Raw genomic sequence first — 21,452 nt, forward strand, 5'->3', positions numbered from 1 at the left:
CCGTTCCGATTGCCCGGTCAGCCCCCACCCATTTCGTTTCCATCACCCGGCCAACCCACGTCCAATCCGTTCCGATTGCCCGGTCAGCCCCCACCCATTTCGTTTCCGTCACCCGGCCAACCCACGTCCAATCCGTTCCGATTGCCCGGTCAGCCCCCACCCATTTCGTTTCCATCACCCGGCCAACCCACGTCCAATCCGTTCCGATTGCCCAGTCAGCCCCCACCCATTTCGTTTCCGTCACCCGATCAACCCGCGTCCAATCCGTTCCGGTTGCCCGGTCAGCCCCCACCCATTTCGTTTCGGTTGTCGGGCCGGCCCCGCCCAATCCGGTTCCCTTGCCGGGTTAACCCTCATTCATTTCGATGGGGTTCGCCGGGTCAATCCCCTGCTTTTGTGGCACAATGTGCCGATGTTGATCCTTCTTGGAGGCGCACAACCATGCTGACCCAAGCACAACGCGAGACCTACCAAAACCAAGGCTACCTGGTGCTGCCCGATTTCCTTACCCCCGCCCTTTGCGCCCGCCTGCGTGCCGCCGCCGCGGCCCAGGTCGCCGCGTTTGAGCCCGGCGACCACGTCTCCGTTTTTTCTACCCAAGCCGACAAACAGGATCGCGATCAGTACTTCCTCGACTCCGCCACGCGCATCCACTTCTTTTTCGAGGAAGAAGCCTTTGACGCCGCGGGCCGCCCCACCGTCCCCAAAAATCAGGCGATCAACAAAATCGGCCACGCCCTCCATTACCTGGACCCCGATTTCAAAACCCTCTCCGACGATCCCCGCCTGTTCGAAATCGCCGCCGCCCTCGCCTACCGCGAACCCAAGCTGCTGCAATCCATGTACATCTTCAAACAACCCGGCATCGGCGGCGAGGTCACCTGCCACCAGGACAGCACCTTCCTCTACACCGAACCCCACAGCGTGATGGGTTTTTGGTTCGCCCTGGAAGACGCCACCCTCGAGAACGGATGCCTGTGGGCGCTACCCGGTCACCATCGCGGACCCCTCAAATCCCGCTACATCCGCAAACCCGAAGGCGGCACCGGCTTCATCACCTACGACGACACCCCCTGGCCACAAGAAGGTTTAGTCCCTTTGCCGGTCAGCGAGGGCACCCTGGTTCTGCTCCACGGTTCCCTTCCCCACCTCAGCTACGCCAACCGCTCGCCCAAATCACGCCACGCCTACGCGGTCCACATGATCGACGGCGCTTGCCGGTACCCCGCCGAGAACTGGCTGCAACCCGAATAAGCACGGGCACGACCCACGCGCCATCGAGGCCAAATAGAAACAGCCCAAACCCACCCGCGTGGATTTGGGCAATTCCGCCGTCAGCATAATTAACCGGCGTGGGAACCTAAGAAGCGCTGACGCGGTGATTTTAGCGAAACCTCTGGGCTGCAACGGTCTGTAAAAATGCTCAGAGCCACCGAGTGCGGTCGGGCGCGACCCCGGCCCGCTTTTTCCAAGCCATTTCGCTCCAGATCTTTGGCCAAAATCTCTCGCTCTCATCGCGCCTCTTAGGTCGAAACCTCGGCCGCCAATTCTTTGAGCAACGCTTCCAACAGATCCATACCGGCACCCCAACCCTGGTCGAGTCCGGCCACCGCCGCCGCGAAGCAGGACCGTTCCGCCTCGCTCGCCTCGTGTGGCGTCCACGTCAAGGTCATGCGGGTACCCGCCCCTTCTTCGACGAAATCAACCTCCGTCAACAATACCCGCGGCCAATCGGCTTGGCGTGGGTTGCCGACCACATTCCATTCAGCATCGGCGTGGGCCATCAAACACACCAAACGATTGGGCGCGTCGACCTCGGTGAATTCCATGCGTTGAAAAAAGCCGTTTTCGCCCCAACGCATTTCGTTGAGCCATAAACCGCCGGGTTTCACATCGAGCCGGTGAACAATGGTTTCGACGCCGGGTCCGTACCATGTGGCGAGCAATTCGGGTTCGGTCCAAGTCCGCCAAACCAAGGAAGGCGGCGCATTAAAAAAGCGTTCAAGCGTGTACGTCGGTAACTGGGTCACGGGGGGTCTCCTTCGGGTGTTTGTTTTTTTAAGCTTTCGAGTAGGTCGTCCAATTGATCAAAACTGGAGGACCAAAAATCGCGGAAGGTCTCCAACCAATCAATGGCGGCGGCCATGGGTTCGGCATTGAGACGGGCCGGACGACGCTGTTTATCAATGCCCCGCTGGACCAAACCCGCCTTCTCAAGGACCTTAAGGTGTTTGGAAACCGCGGGTTGGCTCATCTTAAACGGAAGCGCCAATTCGCCGACCGAGGCATCCCCCTGCGCCAAGCGAGAAAGAATGGCGCGTCGGGTAGGATCGGCAAGCGCGGCAAAAACCGCGTCGAGGTTGGGAGGTGGAGGTGCATAACCAATTTGTTCCATAACCAGAAGGTAATATAAATAACCCGTTAGGGTCAACCGCGAATTTCAGTTGCCGCCCCGTTCCCATGCGGCCATTCCCTATCCCAATCCCTGGATTGAAACCTGCCCCACGGTTGGGTGGGCGTCACGAGCAATCCATAACGGTTATCCTTGATCCCGATCCGTCAATCTATCCCGTCTGGTGGTACAATGCCGCATCACCTTTTCCAATCCGGGGGCGCCATGCACGGCGATATTCCGAATCAAGATCACCCACTGAAACAGACCCAGTCCGTTTTGTTTAAGATCAGCGCTTTGATCAGTCGCGAGTTGCCCTTGGATGCCTTCTACCAGAGCATCCACGAACTGGTGGGCGAACTCATGCCGGCCGACAACTTTTACATCGCCGTGCGCGAACCCGAATCCGACACCATCTCCTTCCCGTACCATCGCGACGAAATGGACGAGGCCCCCGAACCGCGTCTGCTCGAACGCGTGGCCGACATCGACAGTTCCCATCCCACCGATTACGTGTTCCGTACCGGGCAACCCAAACGCTTGCTCATGGACGAACAGGAAAACCTGGGTCTCAACTACGATGCGGGCACCCTCTCGGTCGCCTGGCTGGGCGTTCCGGTCAAAAATCAGCAGGGCGAAACCTTTGGCGTAATCGCGGTCCAGGTCTACCACGGCGATTGGGTTTACGGACAACAGGAAATGGACATTTTGGTGTATGTCTCGCAAAACCTCAGCGCGGTGCTGGAAATCCGCTGGAAAAACCTCGCCCTCGCCCAGGCCAACCGCGAATTGCGCGAGGCCAACCAGTCCCTGGAAGCCAAGGTCGCCGAACGCACCGCGGGCCTGGAGACGGCCCTCGCCTCCCTCGCCCAAAACCACCAACTCCTGGAAGAAAACCAGGAAGAGTTGTTGGAACAGGCCCACGCCGCGGGCATGGCCGACATCGCGTCCTCGGTGCTGCACAACATCGGCAACATGCTCAACCAATCCTTCGTGGCCGCCACCCATTTGCATGACATCCCGACCCCCACCTGGATCGGCGCCCTGGACCGCATCACCAACCTGATTGAGCAGGAACAATTGTTGGCGGCGGACCATCCCAAAAGCCAAGGCGTGCTGGACTACCTGCGCGGCCTCACCAAAACCATGGGGGAACAGCACGGTCGCCACGAAACCGAGGTCGCCGACCTCACCAATTCCCTGCGTTTAATTCGCGGCCTCACCGAATCCCAGGCCTCGCTCACCCACACCGACACCTTTTACGCCGTGACCCGTTACGAACAAACGGTGCAGCGCGTCCTGGCCTTGTTCTCGACGCGGATTGAAGCGATCCCCGTCACCGTGGCAACCCACTATGCGGACAGCAACCAGGAAAACCTGCCCACCTACACCATCAAACGCGCCATGGCCTACCTCATTGAAAATGCGCTGGATGCGCTGATCGCAACGGAACAAGCGCGCCTCACCATCCGCATGACCCGAACCGAGGACGGTACGCAACTGACCGTTGAAGACAACGGCCGCGGCGTGGCGCCCGAGCACCTCGACGCCGTGTGCAAGCTGGGTTTCTCCACCAAAGGCCGCCACGGGTTCGGCCTGCACTACGCCTGCAACGCGCTGGCCTCGGTCGGCGCCAAACTCAGCTTCGAAAGCACTTTGGGCGAAGGCACCCGCGTCACGCTGCGCTTCCCACGTTACGCGGCCGGGTAAAGAAGCGGGCCAAGCAACGGGAGCGCGACGCGAACACCGCTGGGAAACGGGTGAGATTGGAAGGGCGACTCCCACTACACCGGTCATGGCAACTTTCAATCCGCGCAACGGCTCGGAGGCCGTTGCGACCATGGGGCAACGCCGTCTTCCCTTATTTCGTTCCTTTCAATCCGCGCAACGGCTCGGAGGCCGTTGCGACACTTTTTTAGCCATCAACAGCGCCCGCGTTGGTCTTTCAATCCGCGCAACGGCTCGGAGGCCGTTGCGACGCGAATCTCATGGTGCCCTACTTGACGACATTCTTTCAATCCGCGCAACGGCTCGGAGGCCGTTGCGACGGTGGCGGCATGGCATTACAGGAGGGCGATGTCTTTCAATCCGCGCAACGGCTCGGAGGCCGTTGCGACTTTAAAAGAGGAATGGTGGCGGATTGCATCAGATCTTTCAATCCGCGCAACGGCTCGGAGGCCGTTGCGACAAAAAAAACACAAATAAACCTAAGTCGCTGCGCTTTCAATCCGCGCAACGGCTCGGAGGCCGTTGCGACTCTAGACGTTTTAACATACTTATTCCCAGCGTGTTAAGAGGTCGATTTCGCAGATGTCTGTTTCTTGCACCTTTACAGATTAGCGAATTTTCGCTAACTTCCCGTAACCAACTCAAATAAAACAGCTTACAAAATCCGCCGAAGTCCCGGGTTTTTATGTTCATTTGGGGTCGGCGGATTCGCTCTTTGGCCCCTTCCCGGTCGCAACCGCCCACCTTTCCGCCGCCCGAGGTGCTCATCGACACGGCATGGGCACCCCTGACCATAACCAGGACCCCCGCCGCGGACGGCACCCAACGCACCGTTGCGGTAAACATCCGCGACCCAGCCCTCAAGCACATCATGCCACCGCCTGATACGATTCCGGTACGTCGGATCAGCGTTCCGCCCTCGGCTTCCTTCAGGTCTCGCCGCGCGACCTGTACCCTGGCGCGCGGCGAACCCTTCACCCTAACCGGCCGGGAAGGGACATGAACCCTCGAGCGAGCGCCCCCCGAACACCCACGCAAAAAGCCCCCGGGACGGGGGCTGATCGGTCGTTTGGTCCGCGTTGATCCGAACCAGGGTCGTTATTGTTTGAACGGGGCTTCGTTGGCGATGCGGAACTGGTAACCCGCTTCCACCAAGGTTAAGTTGTCGTCTTGCACCATGCCGATTCCAGCCACGTAGACCTTGGTGGAAATCGCGCAAGGGCCGTCCAAGGGACTTGTTTCATGGAACATAACCGCGTTCTCGAACCACTGATCACCCACTTGAATGCTGCCCATGTCCACAACCTCGGCACGATCCTCCGCGATATGGGGCGCGACCTCTTGGTAAAAACGCGCGCCCAACAGCGGCGTACCCGGCATGTAAATCCCGGCCACCGCGCCGTCGACACCCGCCAACCAACTCCCGTCGTGGCCGATCACCTCACCATCTTCATAAAAGTCCACATCTTCCCCAAAATAATAGATGTCGTTGGTAGCGGCGCAAATCGCAAAATAATTTCGGGAAATCTCGTACAATTCACCGTCGATGAATTCGCGTTCCTCAATCACACGCGTGCGAACACCGGCAACCCTCTTGAATTCCTGCAACACGGTGATCTCAACCCGCACTTCCTCACCGTCATCCTCACCCTCCAATACCACCTGCCAACCTGGCTCCATCGGCCAGTAGGGATTATCGGCACGGTGTGCCAAAAAGCGGGTGCGCCACCGACACCCATCGGTACGAAACTCACTGGAAAAAGCACGTGGATCTTCTTCCTGATCGCAGGGTTCTTCATCCTGAGAGAAAAGCGGTGTGGCCACAGAAAACGCAAGGAACATCAGCAAAAGAAAACGAAAAGACACAAATAAACCGTTCATGGTAAGCCTCCAAGAGCATCCAAGTAAATTGTTGTGTGTTTTTAACTTACGAAGTCAGGCTTCGCATAAGACGCCCGCCCTTCGTTGATATTCAATATAATGCACCCAGATTTCCAACAGATTAACAACACACAATAAACCAAGATTAAATAACAGTATCCTCTCAAACATATTAAACATTAAAAAATGATGAATATGGGCCAAATAAGTTCAAAAACACGGTAGTTCATCGCAATCGAACCAACGCGCACACCCTCACTAAAACCTAAGAAGCGCGATAAGAGCGAGGTATTTTGGCTAAAAGTCTGGAGCGAAATGGTTTGGGAAAAGCGGACCGCGGTCGCGCACGACGCGCACCCATTGGGTGCGGTGAGCATTTTCACAGACCGTTGTCGCCCAGAGGTTTAGCTAAAATCACCGCGTCAGCGTTTCTTAGGTAAAAAGCCGCGGTCGGGATGGTCTCCCGACCGCGGCTTTTGGGTGCCAGTCGTCCCACCCGATCCCAAGGAACGCTTATCTCACCAACGGATTTCCCTCGGTACAGGGATCATCGTCGGTAGCCCAACACCAAGAAAAAACGGCGACCCGCGCGTTCCGTTTCCCGTCCCATCTCCGCCGGCAACGCCTCGGTGCGCGCGCCGTCATAGGTCCGATAACTGAGCCGTTTGGCGTGGTCGAGCAGATTACGGGCGGTCAGGCGCAGGGACCAATCGCCGCGTCGCCACGAAACCATGGCCTCGACATTGTGGGTTGCGGCTTCCGCCACGGTTTCGTCGTACAACCACTCGCGGCTTTCGCCTTGCATCAGCCAATTAACACCCCAGTCCAGGCCCCGACCCGGCATGCCGTGAATGAAACCCATGTTGAGCACCCCGTCCGCTTGGCCGTTAAAGGCGCGCGATGCACCGGTGAGTGGATCGCGCAACGCGGTGTGGTGCAAGGCGAGGTTGGCAAAAAGGCTGACATTGGGGAGGCCGGCGGCGTGGAGCGGCAACCCGAGGTCGAGTTCCAGGCCCGAGGCACGTGCGTCGCCGAGATTTTGGAACAACAGCAGGCGTGGACCGATTGAGGCCGCCGCGACATGATCCCGAATCGCGCGATGGTACAGGTTGAGCCCAACATTGCCGTGGTGATGCAGCCTTCGATGGACGCCCACATCCAGGCCCCAGGCGGTTTCGGCCCGTAGTCCGGGGTTGCCCAGGGTGGTCAGGCCGTCGCGAGGCGTGTCGCGAAGGGGAAAAGGCTGGAGGTTTTGGAAATCCGGCGCCGTCAGGGCGCGGCTCAGACTTAAATGATAGGTGGTGTTGGGGTCGGGCCGGCAGCGGTAATGGAACGCCGGGAGGATCGTCTGGGTTTGGCGCGACGACGCCGTTCCGGGGAAACGGCGTTCCAGGTGTTGCAAGCGCAGCCCGAATTGGAAACCGTGCGCGGGTGCCGGTTGCCAATCCAAGGTGGCAAAACCCTCGGCGCGACCTTCCTTGATGCGGAACCACGTCTGCGCCGCCGGCATCTCGGCTTCACCGGTTTCGCCGCGCGCCGCGTCTCGCTCGCGCTCGGCCAGGAGGAGACCGGTGGTTAGGTTGCGGGTGGCATTCAATCGATGGGTCCAGTCGAGGTTAAGCCGCGTCTCGCGATCATCGATGCGCGTGGTATCCCGTTCTTCGACACCCTCCTGCCGGGTACCGATCTCGGCGTCGCGGTTGAGGTCCAACAGGTTGTGGCTGAGCTTGGCTTGAAGATGACCGCCTTGACGGGTGGGTTGGGTAAACGCCGCGTGCAGGCGTCCGCCGCGGTGGGTTTCGTGACCGTAATCAAAGGGATCAGATTCGAGGGGTTCGTCGTCCTCGTCGTCCTCGTCGTCCTCGTCATCCTCGTCCTCATCCGCATCACCCGATTCGGGATTGTTTTTGCCGTCGCCTGATCGCGCCGGCGGGAGCGCGCGCGGTCGAATGCGCGCCTCCTCGCTTTCCCGGCGATCCGAGTTGAGCCAAAAGGCCGAAAGGGACCAGCGCCGACCCGACGCCTCCTGCCGATGCCAATCCAAGGCCAGACTAAGGTCTTCTGCTTCCAAGGTGTTGCGCTCGCTTTGCAGGAGGTCCGGGCGGTCGGCCTCACTAAGTAAGGTGGTTTGCCGTTTGGGGTTGTAGCGCTGTTGCCAACTCCCGTGGAGGTTGAGGCGCCCGCGCCCGAGGGTGAACCCTTGCGAGAAGGCGCCGTGCCCCTTGCGTTGGTCCGCGTGTTCGTAAGCATGGGCGGCCGCGGTCCAGGTGGGTTTCTCGCCTTCTTGGTTTTCTTTCAGCACGATGTTAATGGTGCCGCCGATGCCCGCGGCCTGGTCGGCGGCACTTGGACCGCGGCGAATTTCGACACGGGCGACCAGGGCGGCGGGGATGCGGTCCAGCGCGGCGGCGCGGTCGTCGGCCGCGGTGAGCATCGGTTGGCCGTTAATCAGGATCGTGGTGTGGCGCGCGGGCAGGCCGCGCAGCCGCGCGCGTTCGAACTCACCGGCATCCGCGTTGCCGGTAATCCCTGGCAAGCGTTTGAGGATATCGCCCAGGCTAAGCGGTTCGAAGCGATCAAAAAAGAGTTGGTCATAAACCAGGGTCGGGACCGGGTCGGCGGCGCGGTGTTGAAAGTCGCTCCGTTGGTAACGGACGGTGACCGTTTCCGCAACAGCAGGCGGTTCGTTGCCGGGGGCGCCGTCGCCCGCGAACCATGTCAGGGGTAGCAAAAGCCAGGCAAAAAGCATGGTTCCTTCCTTTGGGGAGCAATGGGGGCTGGATTGGGGGTGAAGGGCCGAATAGGATTTAACCCGCGGCACCGTCGCCGTGCGCGGCCGGTGGCGGGGTAGCTGGAAAACGCAGCTTAAAAATCAGGTTGTGATTCACCAGAGAAGTGTCGAGCTGGATGCCGCCGTGTTGGCAAAAGGCGTGGACAATGGCCAGCCCCAGCCCGGTATTTTTGCCTCCGGTTCGGGCCGCGTCCTTTTGCCAGAAGCGGTCGTACAAACAAGAGAGGTCGGCAGCTTCCAGATCCGGCGCGGGATTGCTGATGGTTAAGCCTGGATGGGGTGCGGCCTCGAGTGTGACGGCGATACGGCAGCCGTCGGGGCCGTGGGTGGCCGCGTTGTTGACCAAATTCTGCACGATGTGTTCAATCAGGGCGCGGTCGGTGGTAACCGTCAAGCTCGTGGGCGCATCCAGTGCAAGCGTGCGCGAGCCGGCCTGGGGTTGCGCCCGTGCCCAAGCCTTGGCGACGACCTGCACCAGATCGACGCGCTCGGTGACCAGCATGCGACGGCCACCGTCGCAGCGGCTGAGTTCCAATAAATTTTCGACCAGTTGCTGCATTTCCAAACCCACCTCGTGCACGTCTTCCAGGAAACCGGTGAGGAGCGCGGTGTCGTCGCGGTTGCGCAGGCCGACCTCGCTCAGCGTGCGCAGTTCCGCGAGCGGGGTGCGCAATTCATGGGCGACATCGCTGGTGAACCGACGTTCCCTGGCCACGGCCTCGTCCAAGCGTTGCAGCAAGGCGTTGAGTTGCTGGACCACCGGGGTGAGTTCATCGGCCTGGGTCGGCGGCACAATGCGGGTGGCCAGATTCTCGTGGTCGATTTTTTGGACCTGATCGCGAATCGCATCCAGGGGACGCAATCCGCGCTGAAGCGCAAGCCGGACCAGCACGATGATAAAAGCCAGCAACAAAGCCTGTGATCCCCAGATCCAGGCGCGAATCAGGTGTAGGAAGGCGTCGAATTCGTCGCGTCGGCGGGCGAGTAACAAGGTCATCACCGGCTGGTCACCGCTTGACAGCGCTTGATCGTCGGCGATAAATCCCTCGGCATCAAAGGGGCCGTCTTCTTCCTCACCTTCCCGTTGCGGTACAAACGAAAGGCGCACCACGCGACAGCGCCCGAGCGGATGACCGTCGAGATCTTGGAAAACCGCCGCCGTGACCGGTTGGTTCGGGAGGGGAATGTGGCCGCCCGCCAGGGATTCACTGGCCTCGAGAAGTTCGCCGTTGGGTAACCACAATTCGAAGAAATGCCCGCCCGCCGGGGTTTCGAAACGCGGCATAAACTCGCCGGCGAAATCGAGTTCCACCCCTTCTTCCGTTTCTTTGGTGAGGGTAATTAACATCTCGGCACCGCGCAGCAAGTCGCGGTCGTAGCGTTGTTGCAAAAAGGCGCGGATTTGGTGGTCGAGCAAAAGCGCGATGAGGAGGACCACGGTGCCGGCGCCGACCAGCAGGGCCGCCGTCAGGGTGCCGCGGATGGAGCCGGGCCCGCCGAGGAACAGCGTTTTTTTCATGGAATCACGTAACCAAAACCGCGTTTGGTTTGGATCAAATCGGCCTGGCCGGCGACGCGCACTTTTTTGCGAATTTTACAGACGACCACATCAATGACATTGCCGGTGACGTCGCCGTAGCCCTCGTAGAGGTGATCGCGGATTAAATCGCGGCTCATCACGCGGCCGCGTTTGGCGAGCAGGAATTGAAGGAGGGCGAACTCCTTGGGTGAGAGCGCGACCTCGCGGTCGTTGCACCAGACTTGGTTGAGGGCGGTATTAACCTTGACCGCGCCGATGGTGGTGATCGGGCTTTTGGCGGCGTAGCGACGGCGAACCAAGGCCTTGAGGCGCGCCACCAACTCATTGAAATCAATGGGTTTGATCAAGTAATCATCGGCACCGAGTTCGAGACCGCGGATGCGATCTTGCACCTGATCTTTGGCGGACAGAATCAGGACATGGGTCTGGCGCGCCGCGTTGCGGAGGCGGGCCAGGAGGTCGAGCCCGTTCATGCCGGGCAGCATCAAGTCGAGCACGAGCACGTCGTAGTCGTAGGCGAGGGCCCATTCCAGGCCCTCGGCGCCGTCACCGATTGCATCCACGGCAAAACCTTCTTTTTCAAGGCCTTTCTTGAGCGCGTTGCGAAGCCGCTGCGAATCTTCCACCAGCAAAAGTTTCATGGTCGGGCACCTCGTGAGGGGATGAGGGCCGGGGCCCTCCCTCCCTAATCTATTCGACGAAGATTAAGGTTGGATTAACGTTTGGGTGCCGGCGGACCTGGATTTGGCGGGTGGTGTTCCCAGACCCGGCTTCGCGAGGCGCTTGCAAACGGCCAAACCTGGCTGCGCAACCGGGTTAAGCGAAAGGGTGCGCGGCGGGCGAGCAAGGGCACAGTTCGGCGCGAAATGCGCCGAGGTTTGGCGCGAAATGCGCCGAGGTTTGGCGCGAAATGCGCCGAGGTTTGGCGCGAAGTGCGCCGAGGTTTGGCGCGAAATGCGCCGAGGTTTGGCGCGAAATGCGCCGAGGTTTGGCGCGAAATGCGCCGAGATTCGACACAAAGGCCATGACTCGAGCAAGCCTGAGTCTGCGCTGGATTCACTTTTGAGCGCGCGAGCATGATCTCGCGTTCCCCGCGCTAGCCCGCCGGGTAATAAAACAGGGTAGGCGAATTGGGTAACGACGAAGTCCGAGGAAGGCGGATGTGGGGTCCTGCCCCCGCTTGGCGGAAGGTGACGCCGCGAGGTGATGCTGCTTCAAGCCGGCGCTGGAAAAAGCGGGAACCGCCGGCCGGGTTCCCGCTCGCTTAGGTGGGTTTCAGGATCGAGCCGCGATTACCAGGGCGGAAGCGGGTAGTACAGCTGCACGGATGTGGTGGCGGTTGCGCCGTAGCGATCCGTAACGGTCACGGTCGCGTAGGAATTCGTCCCTAGCGCGGTGATGAACCGCGCCTGAGCACCGGTAAGCCCTCTATCGGGAACCACATAGGGACCGGCACGCCATTGGTAGCTGTAGGGCGCGCAGCCCCCTTGCACGGTGGCCGTGGTGGTGGAGTACACCAGCCGCCAGACGCCGCCACTCCGCACCGCGGAAGCGGAGACAAGCAGCGGGGGATGGGATTTATTTTCACGGTTAAGGTCAGTCTGGGTGGTTGGGGCGAGTTCCGAATCAAGCGCGCCGGAGGGCACGGTGATTTCGGAGGATGCGATGCTTTGGGAAGCATCGGCGCCAACCATGGGTTCGCTCATTAAGGTTGTTAACAAAAGACAGAACACAAAAGGCGTCATGGTTCACTCCCTTTGACGTTTTCTCTGAACTTTTGGAAATTTCCATGCAAAAAGCGCTTTCTGAACCCTCAAGCAAACTTTCTCGCTGAAATGGCTCATGCCAGGAGCCGAGGCCGTTGCGACGCTCGTAATTTACCGTTCCAACCGATTACCCTCTTTCAATCCGCGCAACGACCCTGAGGCCGTTCCGACGGGGTTACTTACGAACTCAATGGTTTTGTTGGGTTTCCATCCGCGCAACGACCCTGAGGCCGTTGCGACACGGGAGATCTACAAGCGGACCATCCGCTGTTGGTTTCCATCCGCGCAACGACCCTGAGGCCGTTGCGACTCAAGAGAGCGATAACGTCGCCCAATTGCACCGTTTCCATCCGCGCAACGACCCTGAGGCCGTTGCGACCCACCCGCGCGGATATGACGCGAGGTCCAGTTTTGTTTCCATCCGCGCAACGACCCTGAGGCCGTTGCGACGGTTTGGAGCATCGCCCGTCGCGACACCCACGGGTTTCCATCCGCGCAACGACCCTGAGGCCGTTGCGACTCCATATGATTCGCCAGTTTGGCCCAGGGTCGGTTTCCATCCGCGCAACGACCCTGAGGCCGTTGCGACAGACCCCCGCGGCGTATTCGCGGATCGGCTGGTTTCCATCCGCGCAACGACCCTGAGGCCGTTGCGACTAACTTGCCGCCGCTACAAGCTGAGTTATACAAAGTTTCCATCCGCGCAACGACCCTGAGGCCGTTGCGACCTGTAATTCTGTAACCGCGCCCTTGCAGCGTGCGTTTCCATCCGCGCAACGACCCTGAGGCCGTTGCGACATACCGCACCGGTGGTAGTGCGGTCCCACGCTGGTTTCCATCCGCGCAACGACCCTGAGGCCGTTGCGACCTTTCCCGAGCGAAAACATTCTCGGGGTTAAAGTTTCCATCCGCGCAACGACCCTGAGGCCGTTGCGACTTTCGATGCCACGATTCACCCCCCTAAATTGGGGTTTCCATCCGCGCAACGACCCTGAGGCCGTTGCGACAAAATACGGTGTTTTTTCCGTGTTATCCAACACGTTTCCATCCGCGCAACGACCCTGAGGCCGTTGCGACGAACATTTACAATCCCCGGAGGTGATGACGATGTTTCCATCCGCGCAACGACCCTGAGGCCGTTGCGACAGCGCGATTTTGTTGTCTTTAAGTAGCCAGGCCAGTTTCCATCCGCGCAACGACCCTGAGGCCGTTGCGACGAAATCAACCCGCCACCTTTGGCCGGGTTAACGTTTCCATCCGCGCAACGACCCTGAGGCCGTTGCGACCTTCGTGGCACTCCTCGGCGGTGACGTACCAGAGTTTCCATCCGCGCAACGACCCTGAGGCCGTTGCGACGCTGTTGCGGCAGCAAGAACCCCAAGGCTATGGGTTTCCATCCGCGCAACGACCCTGAGGCCGTTGCGACAAAGGGGCAATACGGCATAATCTCGACAATCGGTTTCCATCCGCGCAACGACCCTGAGGCCGTTGCGACGGTTCGCGGTGTGAGTACGGTCAAGACCTGGAAGTTTCCATCCGCGCAACGACCCTGAGGCCGTTGCGACGGTAGCGGTCAGCTTGAACTGTGTCCTGCTTTAGGTTTCCATCCGCGCAACGACCCTGAGGCCGTTGCGACTCACCGTGGTCATGATTTCAGCCTTGGCAAACTGTTTCCATCCGCGCAACGACCCTGAGGCCGTTGCGACTCTCTGGCTGGGAGCGTGTCGAGCGCGAACGCGTTTCCATCCGCGCAACGACCCTGAGGCCGTTGCGACTGCAGCCTTTTTAACACACTTATTCCCAGGGTGTTAAGGGGCCGATTTCGCAGATGTCTGTTTTTGGCACCTTTTAAAAATAGCGAATTTTCGCTGACTTCCTATAAACAGCTATAATTAATACACTTATGAAATCCGCCGAAGTCCCCGGTTTTTATGTTCGCTTGGGGTCGGCGGACTCCTGTTTCGCCCCTTTCTCAGTCGCCTTCGGACAACCTGTTGCGCATCCGCCGCTGCCGACGCCCGTGTTTCGCCGTCTTGCTACCATTCGCGCAACTTCGCGCCAACCGCCCAACGCACCCAGACCTCATGAACACCTACCCCGCACCCGGATGGTTTGCACCACCCGATGCGGCGAGGCGCTTCAGCCCACCGCCGCATCTCGGGCAGGGTCCGTGGCCGACGGTTGCAGCAACACGCCGGCCTCGGCACCCGGCCCACCGCCGACAACCCACGACCGGCTTTGTCGCCAATCCCCACGGAAAGCGCGGGTTAACGCGGGACGGTTCCGCCCTTGGCTGGTTTTGCTTTTTGGGGGGTGGCGGGGGGTTTGGTTGATTCGGCCAGGCGCATTTGAGCCAGTTGGTAGGTCGACACCGCCGATTCATCGACCGGGACCCGTTCGAAATAGGTTTTGGCCGTCTCCGCGAAACCGATCTGGCGCGCGATTAATCCCAGCACATACCAATCCTCATCCTCGGGCACAAAACGCCGCTCCACCGATAGCATTTCCCGCAACATCTCCAGGGCTTTGCCAATGTTGCCGTCGGTCGCATGCAAGGTCGCCAAGGTATGCAAGGTGGGACCCGAGGCGCGAACCCGTCCCTGCGTGGGGTCAACCACCACCACCGATGACTCAGCCATCTTGATCGCCTCTTTCATCGAGGCACCCTCGATGAACAAATAAAGCCAAGCCACATCATTGGCGGCCCCCATCAGGGAACTGATCTTGTGATCCGCCGCCGCGTTCATCTCTTCAAGGATCCGCTTGTAATCGCGGCTGTCCAACAGGCGCTCCACCTTGTGGTGGCGCAGCATCATGCCGTCCTCGCCCGCCGTTTCCAGTTCCGCCAGCAATTCCGCCTCACGCGCATTCATTCCGGCCTGGTGGTAGAGCCGCATCAGCACCACGCCCTGACCATGTTCCGGCTGTTCGCGGTACCAGGTTTCGTACAGGGTCGCGCCTTTTTTGGCCTTGCCGCGCGCCACCCAACCCGCGGCGACCTGCTGCAATATGCGATCTTTTAATTCGCCCGGTTCGAACCCGTCCGCAAAAGCGGTCAGTTCCTTCAACTCTTTGCGCGTCAACGCCTTCGCCGGGCCGAGTAGCGCCGCCGCAAGCCCGTAATGGGTTTCACCCTCGGGATTCAATTGGTTCCAGGTTTCGTCCAATCCTTTGATCTTGATAAAACGAAAGGCATCGGCGTTTTGCGGATCCAACAACACCTTCATCAGCGCGGTGATGTCCGCCTCCCTGCCCGCGCCGACCGCGTGACGCAGCCCTTTTCCAAGCGAACCGCCCCAGGCAAGCAAAGACGCGATCCGGTACCCGTCCGCACTCGGCAACACCCAAAAGTAATGCCCGCCCTCCTCGTCGAGCGCCAAGGCCATTTTCACCACGCGACCCCGCGCGCGCGTTTCCTCGGGCAAGCCGTCGACAAAAGTCATGCTCACATTGCTCACCAAAATATCCGTAATGGTCCTTTGGTTGAGGCCCGGTTCTTCCTGGCCACGCAACACCAATTGGTGGGCAATCCCCGCGTACGGCGTCTGCACCGCCTTGAGGGTGGTTTCGTCTTCCTCAAAAAAGATCTCATCGTTGCCAAAAGGCTTGTCGGCGCCGACGGTGCACAGGTTGGCGAGCAGTTTGTACAGCGGGGTGGTGGGATCGTCCGCCTTAAAACCATCCAGCGCAACCGGTTTGGCAGCGCCCATAAAGCGACGCCGCTTCTCGAGCAAGGCGCGGGCCTCGGGCATGTTCACCCTCTCGAGCAGCGCAATCGAAGCCGGATAATTCCGATTGCGCGACACCAAATCACTTGCCTGCACCAGCAGCATCAACCGCAAACGCGGATCGCGAACCCGGTTCACCTTGTCGAAGGTTTCCGCCAGGCGGCCCTGGTCGGCGTGCATCGCGAGTTCAAACAGCAGGCGTACCGGGGGTTCCACCGCCGCGGTTAACTTGGCCAGGGTTTCGTAATCGCGCGCAAAAAAACGGTTGAGGAGCACCTGGACCTGGCTCTCACTTTCCAGACCCGCAAAGGTCCCCTCTTTGAGGAACGCATAACTTCGGTCCAGCACCTCGCGATCCAGGCTCAACATCCCATTGCCATCGAGGTTTTCGGCGAGGGCACGGGCGGTCTGAAGGTGGGGATCGTCGGGAAAAGCGGCGAGGGCGGTGTCGATGATTTTTATGGTCCGTGGCCGCACAAAGGCGGGCCCCAACTCCTGGCCAAAATAGTTGTGCGCGGCGACGGAGGCGGCGTACAAGGCCTCGGCCACGTTGTACTCATAGGCCAACCCTTGCTCGATCTCGGTCAAAGCGGGCTCCAGCAAACCGACTTCCATCAGGGCCTGGCCCAAGCGGAAATGGGCCATGGCGTCCGGCGCCTGATCACGGGCCTCACGCAGCAGCGCAAAGGCCTCGGGCATCGCCTCTTCCGCAAGTCGCTTCAAGCCCTTGTGTTTGTAGGATTGGGTAAAGTCCGCGGCGCTGATCGCCTTCAAAAACGCCCGTACCGCGGTCACCTCTTCCCTGCCGTACCGGCCCGCCTCAAAACGCAACACCACCCGACCGCGGTTGGGCGTTTCGCTTTCAGTGCTGAACCGCACGTGTTCGGTTTTAAAATCCAATTCCTTGAACGGGGTAACCACTTCAAAATCACGGGGCACCAAAATGGTGTAGTCCATCGTATAAACGCCGGCCTCGTAAACCAAAGCCTCGTGCGCGGCTTCATCGTGCGTATGCCCCAAACTCACCGGCACGTGATCCAGCAGCCAATGGACCGGCACCTGGAGTTCGGCACCCTCGTGGGTGGTCACCAAACCGGGATGGTTGGCAAAGGTCACCGCGCGGGTCCAGGGCCGACGCAAATCAATCGGCGCAACCATGTCCCTCACACTGGTTGAAACGCCCTGTGCATCCGGGGTACCGTCGAAATCGTTCACCATATCGCGGAACTCGGAACGGAAATTGGCTTCGCTGTTGCCGCGCGGCAGGGTATTGGCCGTCGTCGTCCCGGTCCCCATGCGCCGGAGGTCAAGCTGAAGGTCAAAACGGACGCCGTGTTCTTCCGCGACAGCCGGCCCAATGCGAACCAAACCTTGATTCTCGGGATCGGCAATCAGTGCAAGGGAGCCGTGCAAACGAAACGGAAGGGCGCCGGTGCGGTTGAGGGGAACGGTGGGGTCGACCCAAAATCGCGTGCCGTCCTCGCGCGGGACCACCACAATGGCGTGGTCAAAAGCGCCCAAGCCGGGCGTTTTGGGCTCAATTTTGTGGCCGGAACCGTTGACCAGCGCGACATCCGCGGCAATGCCCACCTGGCGCAGCATGCCGGTGAGCAGGGTCGCCTTGTCCTTACAGTCGCCGTAACCCCGCTGCAGCACCACATCCGGCGCCGTGGGCACCAGATCTTTGTCGCCCAAGTACAGGCCGGTGTAGCGCACCAAAGGGTCCAGTTCATTGTTGAACCGAATCGCGGTGGCGCGGTTGTCCCCGGGCACCACCCAAGATTGTAAGTCGAAGGGATAGTTTTGGTTGGCCAAGGCGTTGTCCACCAAGGTCGCGTAGGCCGCGCCGACCGCCTGCCAGGACGCCCCCGTCGCCAAACTCAATCGACCGTGGGTAAAGGTGCCCTTGCTCAAAAAGGCGTCGAGATCGATTTCCGGCGGCGGCGTGACCAGTCGCCACGTGTGGACGGCACGGCCGTTTTCTTGGCGAACCTCGTGGTCCAAAACCATATCGGCTTCCGCCGCATGGGAAAGCGCGGTGTTTTCCGGGACCGACACCACCACTTTTTGGGGAAAGGGCGCGGTACGGAAATGAACCGCCCAGGCGTCGCCCGCGCGAAAGAAAGGGCGCACGCCGGGGGTGATGGTTTCCGCCTCAATCACCGCGCCGACCACCAAGTGCGGCAAGGGCGCGCGCAAGCGGCGATCCTCGCTAAATTGATTTTTTTCAGCATCATCGGCCGCGCTCTCGACAACATCGCCTTGCTGAAGCTGGTGGCTTTCGCCGTTGGGCCGAATGATGCGCGCCCGGAATCGCGGTCGGTCCTGATACCAAGGACGCCATTCCGCTTCCAGGGCACCGTATTCCTGCAAACCCTCGTACCGGGTGATTTGGTAGGTCTCGCGCAAGATGTGTGTGCGCCGCCCGTCGGGGCCGATCTCGACCCGTTCTTCCAAGGCCAGCATGGTCAAACCGTCTTCGTTGGGAAGATCGGGGGCCTGTTCTTTGGCCGCGGCGAGCAGGGTCGCCGGTTCGGCCTCCATAAAGGCGTGGGGCCAGACGGGCGCATCCCCCGCGACGAGTGGTTGGATCACGAGGAAGAAGAGGGGAATAAAAAAGCGCAAGGGGCCTCCGGGAAAACAAACGAAAAACGCGTGTTCAACAGCTAGAAGGGTTTGAAGTTGGATGGGGGTAATTTTAAGAAAAAGGGGGCTGGAGCAAGCCGAACGGGATCGAAACCAGGCGCGGTGGCATAGGTTGGGTCTTGGATCGGTTAGTTAAAAAAATGGAAGATAAAAAAGAAAGCGCCTTGGCGGCGACACGAACAAATCTTAAACAGACTAATAGATTGGCTTTCTTCTGGCAAATAAAAAAGTCAACAAGACAACAAAAATACGCAAAACAACCTTTCTTCAGTCACCTCCCCTTAAAATTTGCAGGAACCTCCGTGGAAAATGCTAAATTTTGCGCGTAGGGGTTAGGACCGAGATGCCAAACGCCATCCTGGGCCGTCATCCCATCTCCTCTGGAATTCGCTATGAAAGACTACGGCTTTTTTGAACATTCCGGTCAAACCACCCCTTACGGACCCGTGGTTGTCGCGACGGCCGGCCTGTTAAGCGCGCCACTTTTGGCGTTCATCTACGCGACCATGGTCCATCTTTTCCCCTACATCCTGGTGAAATTCCTGCTTCTGTTCGGGTTCATCCTCGCGCTCACAACCCTGCTCCACGTTTTATCCAAGGCCACCAAAATCCGAAATCCGGGCCTTGTCCTGGCACTGGGTTTGGTGACCGGCATCACCGCCTGGTATGGCTCCTGGGTCGCCCTGCTCCAAGTGATGGTCGAGGGCCGTCCCTTGGTCTGGCATCCCCTTGAATTATTTGCGTTCGCCCAATACCTTGCCGACAACGGCCGTTGGGAATTCTCCGACAAACCCCTCCCCGCGATCCTTACCTGGAGTATTTGGGGGGTAGAAGCAATGATTCTGATCTTCACGATTTCGATCTACCCGTGGGACCAAATTCGCAACCTACCCTATTGCGAGGATTGCAGCTGCTGGGTGGACGCCGATACCCAAATCGGGCCCTTCGCCCCCGCCGGCGACGTCCATACACTCAAACACCAAATCGAAGGTGGTGATTTGAGTGGGCTGCTGTCGCTTCAACCAAGTGAAGACCAACCCTTCTGGTTGCTCAAGTTACGCTTCTGCAATCAATGCGAGGACCTGTACCTTGCCAACCTGGTCTCGGTTACCCTGGATGATGAGGGCGATCCCGATGCCAACGATCTGATTCGCAACTTTTACATCAGCCGAACCCAATACGATCAACTCTGGGACTTGGACAAACCGGCCGATTTCCTCGAAACCTAACCGACCCAAGAATCACGCCGAATCAATGACCATCAAGGTTTCGGACGGGTCCGCGTGGTTCTCGGTAAACAACCTGCCGACAGGGTTTCAACCTCAATATCCCCAATCCTCGGCCAGGTTTGCCCAGTCCAAATTGCGAATGGGGCTTCGCGTATGCCGAGCCCCCATGACGCACAAGGCTTTCTGCTTCTCGCGACGAATCCTTGTGAGAAATGCGGGCTAGGAAAAAACGCGCGGGACCGTCTTCAATTGCGCCTACCGACCCCCCGCGCGGCGGGCGCTCCAGGCACGCATCATCATCGCCTGGTATAGGGGAACCGGTTGGCTAAACCCGCCTTCCACCATCAGCGCGGCGATTTCCTCCTGAGACAGAATGGCGACTTTCTCCCGCAACATCGGCAGCATTCCGGTCACTTCCGCTTCGTTTTTGCCCAGAAACCGGTGCATGTTTTGCCAAACGCCGAACAATCCGTCAAAATCGGCGCCCGCTGTATCCGCGCAGATGTCGGCGGAAACCAGCCGGCCACCGGGGCGGAGACGGCGCGCGATTTCGGCAAAAAAGGCCACCCGCGCGGACCGTTCCAAGATAAAGTGCGAAACAAGAACCGAGGTGGCCACATCGTAGGGCGTTTCATCCTCGAGGGTATCCAAAGTCCCCTCGTGAAACCGGCAACGCGCCAAAATACCCGCCTTGTCACAGGCCTCGTGGCAGCGGCGCAACATCGCCGCCGTCGGATCCACCGCGGTAAAAGTCCAATCCGGGAATAGGGCGGCGAGATAGCGTAACTCGGCGCCCGTACCCGCGCCGACACACAAAACGCGGGCATTGGCGGGCGCGTCGGCCAACACAAAACGCGTAATGAGGTGCATCGCATCCTTGAGCGGGGCGACGGCGGCAAATTCACGGTCATACCGACCCGCGTGTTGTTCGTCAAAAAGTTTTGTTTCCTCGGTTTGCTTCATGGTTCCTTCCTTGGTGGTGTGGGCACCGATTTATCACGTAAACGAGATCAAGATATCATTAACCATACGCATGCCGCGGGCAACGGGTTTAAACTCAGGCCACCCGCGGACGTATACCCAGGTAACAGTCCCCAATCGAATGAGGTTTTTCATGAAACTTTTCGCGACGCCCAAGTCGCATTTCTCGCGCAAGATCCGCCTGCTGCTCGACCACTGGGAACAGCCCTACCAATTAATCGACGTCGGCAATGTCGCAACCGCCGACCCAACCCAATTCCACCACAACCCCGCGATGCAGGTCCCGGTCCTTGAGGACGACGGCGTGGTTTTATTGGAATCGGATCATATCGCGAGCTACCTAACCCGCAAGCTCGATCCGGCGGACCGTTTCGGGGTGAACACCCAACAGCCGGACATCCTCAACGCACGAGCGGTCATGAACAACATCATGGCCAACGAGGTCAAGCTCATCCTCGCGGCGCGCACCGGGCTCGATCCCAAACCCCACGCCTATTTCCAGAAGGCGGAACAAGGGATTCGCCATGGCTTGAGGTGGCTGGAAGACCACATTTCCCTTTTCCAAGCGACCCAACCATCCTATGCCGACTTTCACCTGATTTGTATGTGGGACCACCTCGACCTCTACGAAACGGTGACCTTGCCCTATCCTCAGCTTCGGGACATCGTCGCCAAGCGATCCCAAAGCGCGGTCATTAGGGCATCCCATCCCCTGGCGCCGTTCGACCCCAAGATCACCGTTGCGCCAAACGATTAGATCCAACACTTGG

The 21,452-nt window shown here is 59.5% G+C and carries 15 protein-coding genes and 2 CRISPR repeat arrays; of the genes, 6 read left to right on the forward strand and 9 right to left on the reverse strand.

The window, feature by feature from the left end:
* Positions 1-350, forward strand: a 350-nt coding sequence (locus J3U88_RS31870; RefSeq protein WP_207863075.1) for a hypothetical protein, incomplete at its 5' end; no start/stop codon positions are given.
* A 91-nt stretch (positions 351-441) separates the two neighbouring features.
* Positions 442-1,254 carry a phytanoyl-CoA dioxygenase family protein gene (locus tag J3U88_RS31875; RefSeq protein ID WP_207863076.1) on the forward strand — a complete coding sequence of 271 codons (813 nt, stop codon included), beginning with the start codon at positions 442-444 and terminating at the stop codon, positions 1,252-1,254.
* 269 nt (positions 1,255-1,523) lie between these two features.
* Here J3U88_RS31875 and J3U88_RS31880 read toward each other — a convergent pair whose 3' ends face one another.
* Both J3U88_RS31880 and J3U88_RS31885 read right to left on the reverse strand, forming a co-directional pair.
* Positions 1,524-2,030, reverse strand: a complete 507-nt coding sequence (locus J3U88_RS31880; RefSeq protein WP_207863077.1) for an SRPBCC family protein — start codon at positions 2,028-2,030, stop codon at positions 1,524-1,526.
* Complete coding sequence (locus J3U88_RS31885; RefSeq protein ID WP_207863102.1) at positions 2,027-2,395, reverse strand: ArsR/SmtB family transcription factor; 369 nt, start codon at positions 2,393-2,395, stop codon at positions 2,027-2,029. The genes J3U88_RS31880 and J3U88_RS31885 overlap by 4 nt, the downstream gene beginning before the upstream one ends.
* Before the next feature lie 189 nt (positions 2,396-2,584).
* On the opposite strand from J3U88_RS31885, the gene J3U88_RS31890 reads away from it, so the two are divergent.
* Positions 2,585-4,102 (forward strand): sensor histidine kinase, encoded by a 1,518-nt coding sequence (locus tag J3U88_RS31890; RefSeq protein WP_207863078.1) that lies wholly within the window; start codon positions 2,585-2,587, stop codon positions 4,100-4,102.
* A 92-nt stretch (positions 4,103-4,194) separates the two neighbouring features.
* Positions 4,195-4,649: direct repeats of the CRISPR family, unit length 37 nt; unit sequence CTTTCAATCCGCGCAACGGCTCGGAGGCCGTTGCGAC.
* 569 nt (positions 4,650-5,218) lie between these two features.
* Here J3U88_RS31890 and J3U88_RS31895 read toward each other — a convergent pair.
* From J3U88_RS31895 to J3U88_RS31920, 6 genes are all read right to left on the reverse strand, one after another.
* Positions 5,219-6,001 carry a hypothetical protein gene (locus tag J3U88_RS31895; protein ID WP_207863079.1) on the reverse strand — a complete coding sequence of 261 codons (783 nt, stop codon included), beginning with the start codon at positions 5,999-6,001 and terminating at the stop codon, positions 5,219-5,221.
* A gap of 547 nt (positions 6,002-6,548) precedes the next feature.
* Positions 6,549-8,750, reverse strand: coding sequence for a TonB-dependent receptor plug domain-containing protein (locus J3U88_RS31900; protein ID WP_207863080.1), 2,202 nt, complete (start codon positions 8,748-8,750; stop codon positions 6,549-6,551).
* 58 nt (positions 8,751-8,808) lie between these two features.
* A complete protein-coding gene (locus J3U88_RS31905; protein ID WP_207863081.1) occupies positions 8,809-10,311 on the reverse strand; it encodes an ATP-binding protein in 1,503 nt (500 codons plus the stop codon).
* Positions 10,308-10,973: a response regulator transcription factor gene (locus J3U88_RS31910; RefSeq protein ID WP_207863082.1), complete on the reverse strand. Its 666-nt coding sequence runs from the start codon at positions 10,971-10,973 to the stop codon at positions 10,308-10,310. The genes J3U88_RS31905 and J3U88_RS31910 overlap by 4 nt, the downstream gene beginning before the upstream one ends.
* 651 nt (positions 10,974-11,624) lie before the next feature.
* Positions 11,625-12,077 carry a hypothetical protein gene (locus J3U88_RS31915; RefSeq protein ID WP_207863083.1) on the reverse strand — a complete coding sequence of 151 codons (453 nt, stop codon included), beginning with the start codon at positions 12,075-12,077 and terminating at the stop codon, positions 11,625-11,627.
* A gap of 155 nt (positions 12,078-12,232) precedes the next feature.
* Positions 12,233-13,873: a CRISPR direct-repeat array (repeat unit 37 nt; unit sequence GTTTCCATCCGCGCAACGACCCTGAGGCCGTTGCGAC).
* Positions 13,874-14,365: 492 nt separating this feature from the next.
* Positions 14,366-18,451 (reverse strand): DUF3857 domain-containing protein, encoded by a 4,086-nt coding sequence (locus J3U88_RS31920; RefSeq protein WP_207863084.1) that lies wholly within the window; start codon positions 18,449-18,451, stop codon positions 14,366-14,368.
* Between the two features lie 140 nt (positions 18,452-18,591).
* Between J3U88_RS31920 and J3U88_RS31925 the strand changes: the two genes are divergently transcribed.
* Both J3U88_RS31925 and J3U88_RS31930 read left to right on the forward strand, forming a co-directional pair.
* Positions 18,592-18,801, forward strand: coding sequence for a hypothetical protein (locus J3U88_RS31925; protein ID WP_207863085.1), 210 nt, complete (start codon positions 18,592-18,594; stop codon positions 18,799-18,801).
* Between the two features lie 63 nt (positions 18,802-18,864).
* On the forward strand, positions 18,865-19,701 hold the full coding sequence (locus tag J3U88_RS31930; RefSeq protein WP_207863086.1) for a hypothetical protein: 837 nt from the start codon (positions 18,865-18,867) through the stop codon (positions 19,699-19,701).
* A 255-nt stretch (positions 19,702-19,956) separates the two neighbouring features.
* Here the strand turns inward: J3U88_RS31930 and J3U88_RS31935 are convergent, their stop codons facing one another.
* A complete protein-coding gene (locus J3U88_RS31935) occupies positions 19,957-20,664 on the reverse strand; it encodes a class I SAM-dependent methyltransferase (protein ID WP_207863087.1) in 708 nt (235 codons plus the stop codon).
* Between the two features lie 151 nt (positions 20,665-20,815).
* On the opposite strand from J3U88_RS31935, the gene J3U88_RS31940 reads away from it, so the two are divergent.
* On the forward strand, positions 20,816-21,439 hold the full coding sequence (locus J3U88_RS31940) for a glutathione S-transferase family protein (protein ID WP_207863088.1): 624 nt from the start codon (positions 20,816-20,818) through the stop codon (positions 21,437-21,439).
* Positions 21,440-21,452: the final 13 nt, after the last annotated feature.

The organism is Acanthopleuribacter pedis (assembly GCF_017377855.1).
GTDB classification, from domain to species: domain Bacteria; phylum Acidobacteriota; class Holophagae; order Acanthopleuribacterales; family Acanthopleuribacteraceae; genus Acanthopleuribacter; species Acanthopleuribacter pedis.

Bases quoted from the DNA above. Each gene is read 5' to 3' on its own strand.
- J3U88_RS31875 (WP_207863076.1), top strand. From the start codon at position 442: ATGCTGACCCAAGCACAACGCGAGACCTACCAAAACCAAGGCTACCTG.
- J3U88_RS31885 (WP_207863102.1), bottom strand. From the start codon at position 2,395: ATGGAACAAATTGGTTATGCACCTCCACCTCCCAACCTCGACGCGGTT.
- J3U88_RS31890 (WP_207863078.1), top strand. From the start codon at position 2,585: ATGCCGCATCACCTTTTCCAATCCGGGGGCGCCATGCACGGCGATATT.
- J3U88_RS31895 (WP_207863079.1), bottom strand. From the start codon at position 6,001: ATGAACGGTTTATTTGTGTCTTTTCGTTTTCTTTTGCTGATGTTCCTT.
- J3U88_RS31900 (WP_207863080.1), bottom strand. From the start codon at position 8,750: ATGCTTTTTGCCTGGCTTTTGCTACCCCTGACATGGTTCGCGGGCGAC.
- J3U88_RS31905 (WP_207863081.1), bottom strand. From the start codon at position 10,311: ATGAAAAAAACGCTGTTCCTCGGCGGGCCCGGCTCCATCCGCGGCACC.
- J3U88_RS31910 (WP_207863082.1), bottom strand. From the start codon at position 10,973: ATGAAACTTTTGCTGGTGGAAGATTCGCAGCGGCTTCGCAACGCGCTC.
- J3U88_RS31915 (WP_207863083.1), bottom strand. From the start codon at position 12,077: ATGACGCCTTTTGTGTTCTGTCTTTTGTTAACAACCTTAATGAGCGAA.
- J3U88_RS31930 (WP_207863086.1), top strand. From the start codon at position 18,865: ATGAAAGACTACGGCTTTTTTGAACATTCCGGTCAAACCACCCCTTAC.
- J3U88_RS31935 (WP_207863087.1), bottom strand. From the start codon at position 20,664: ATGAAGCAAACCGAGGAAACAAAACTTTTTGACGAACAACACGCGGGT.
- J3U88_RS31940 (WP_207863088.1), top strand. From the start codon at position 20,816: ATGAAACTTTTCGCGACGCCCAAGTCGCATTTCTCGCGCAAGATCCGC.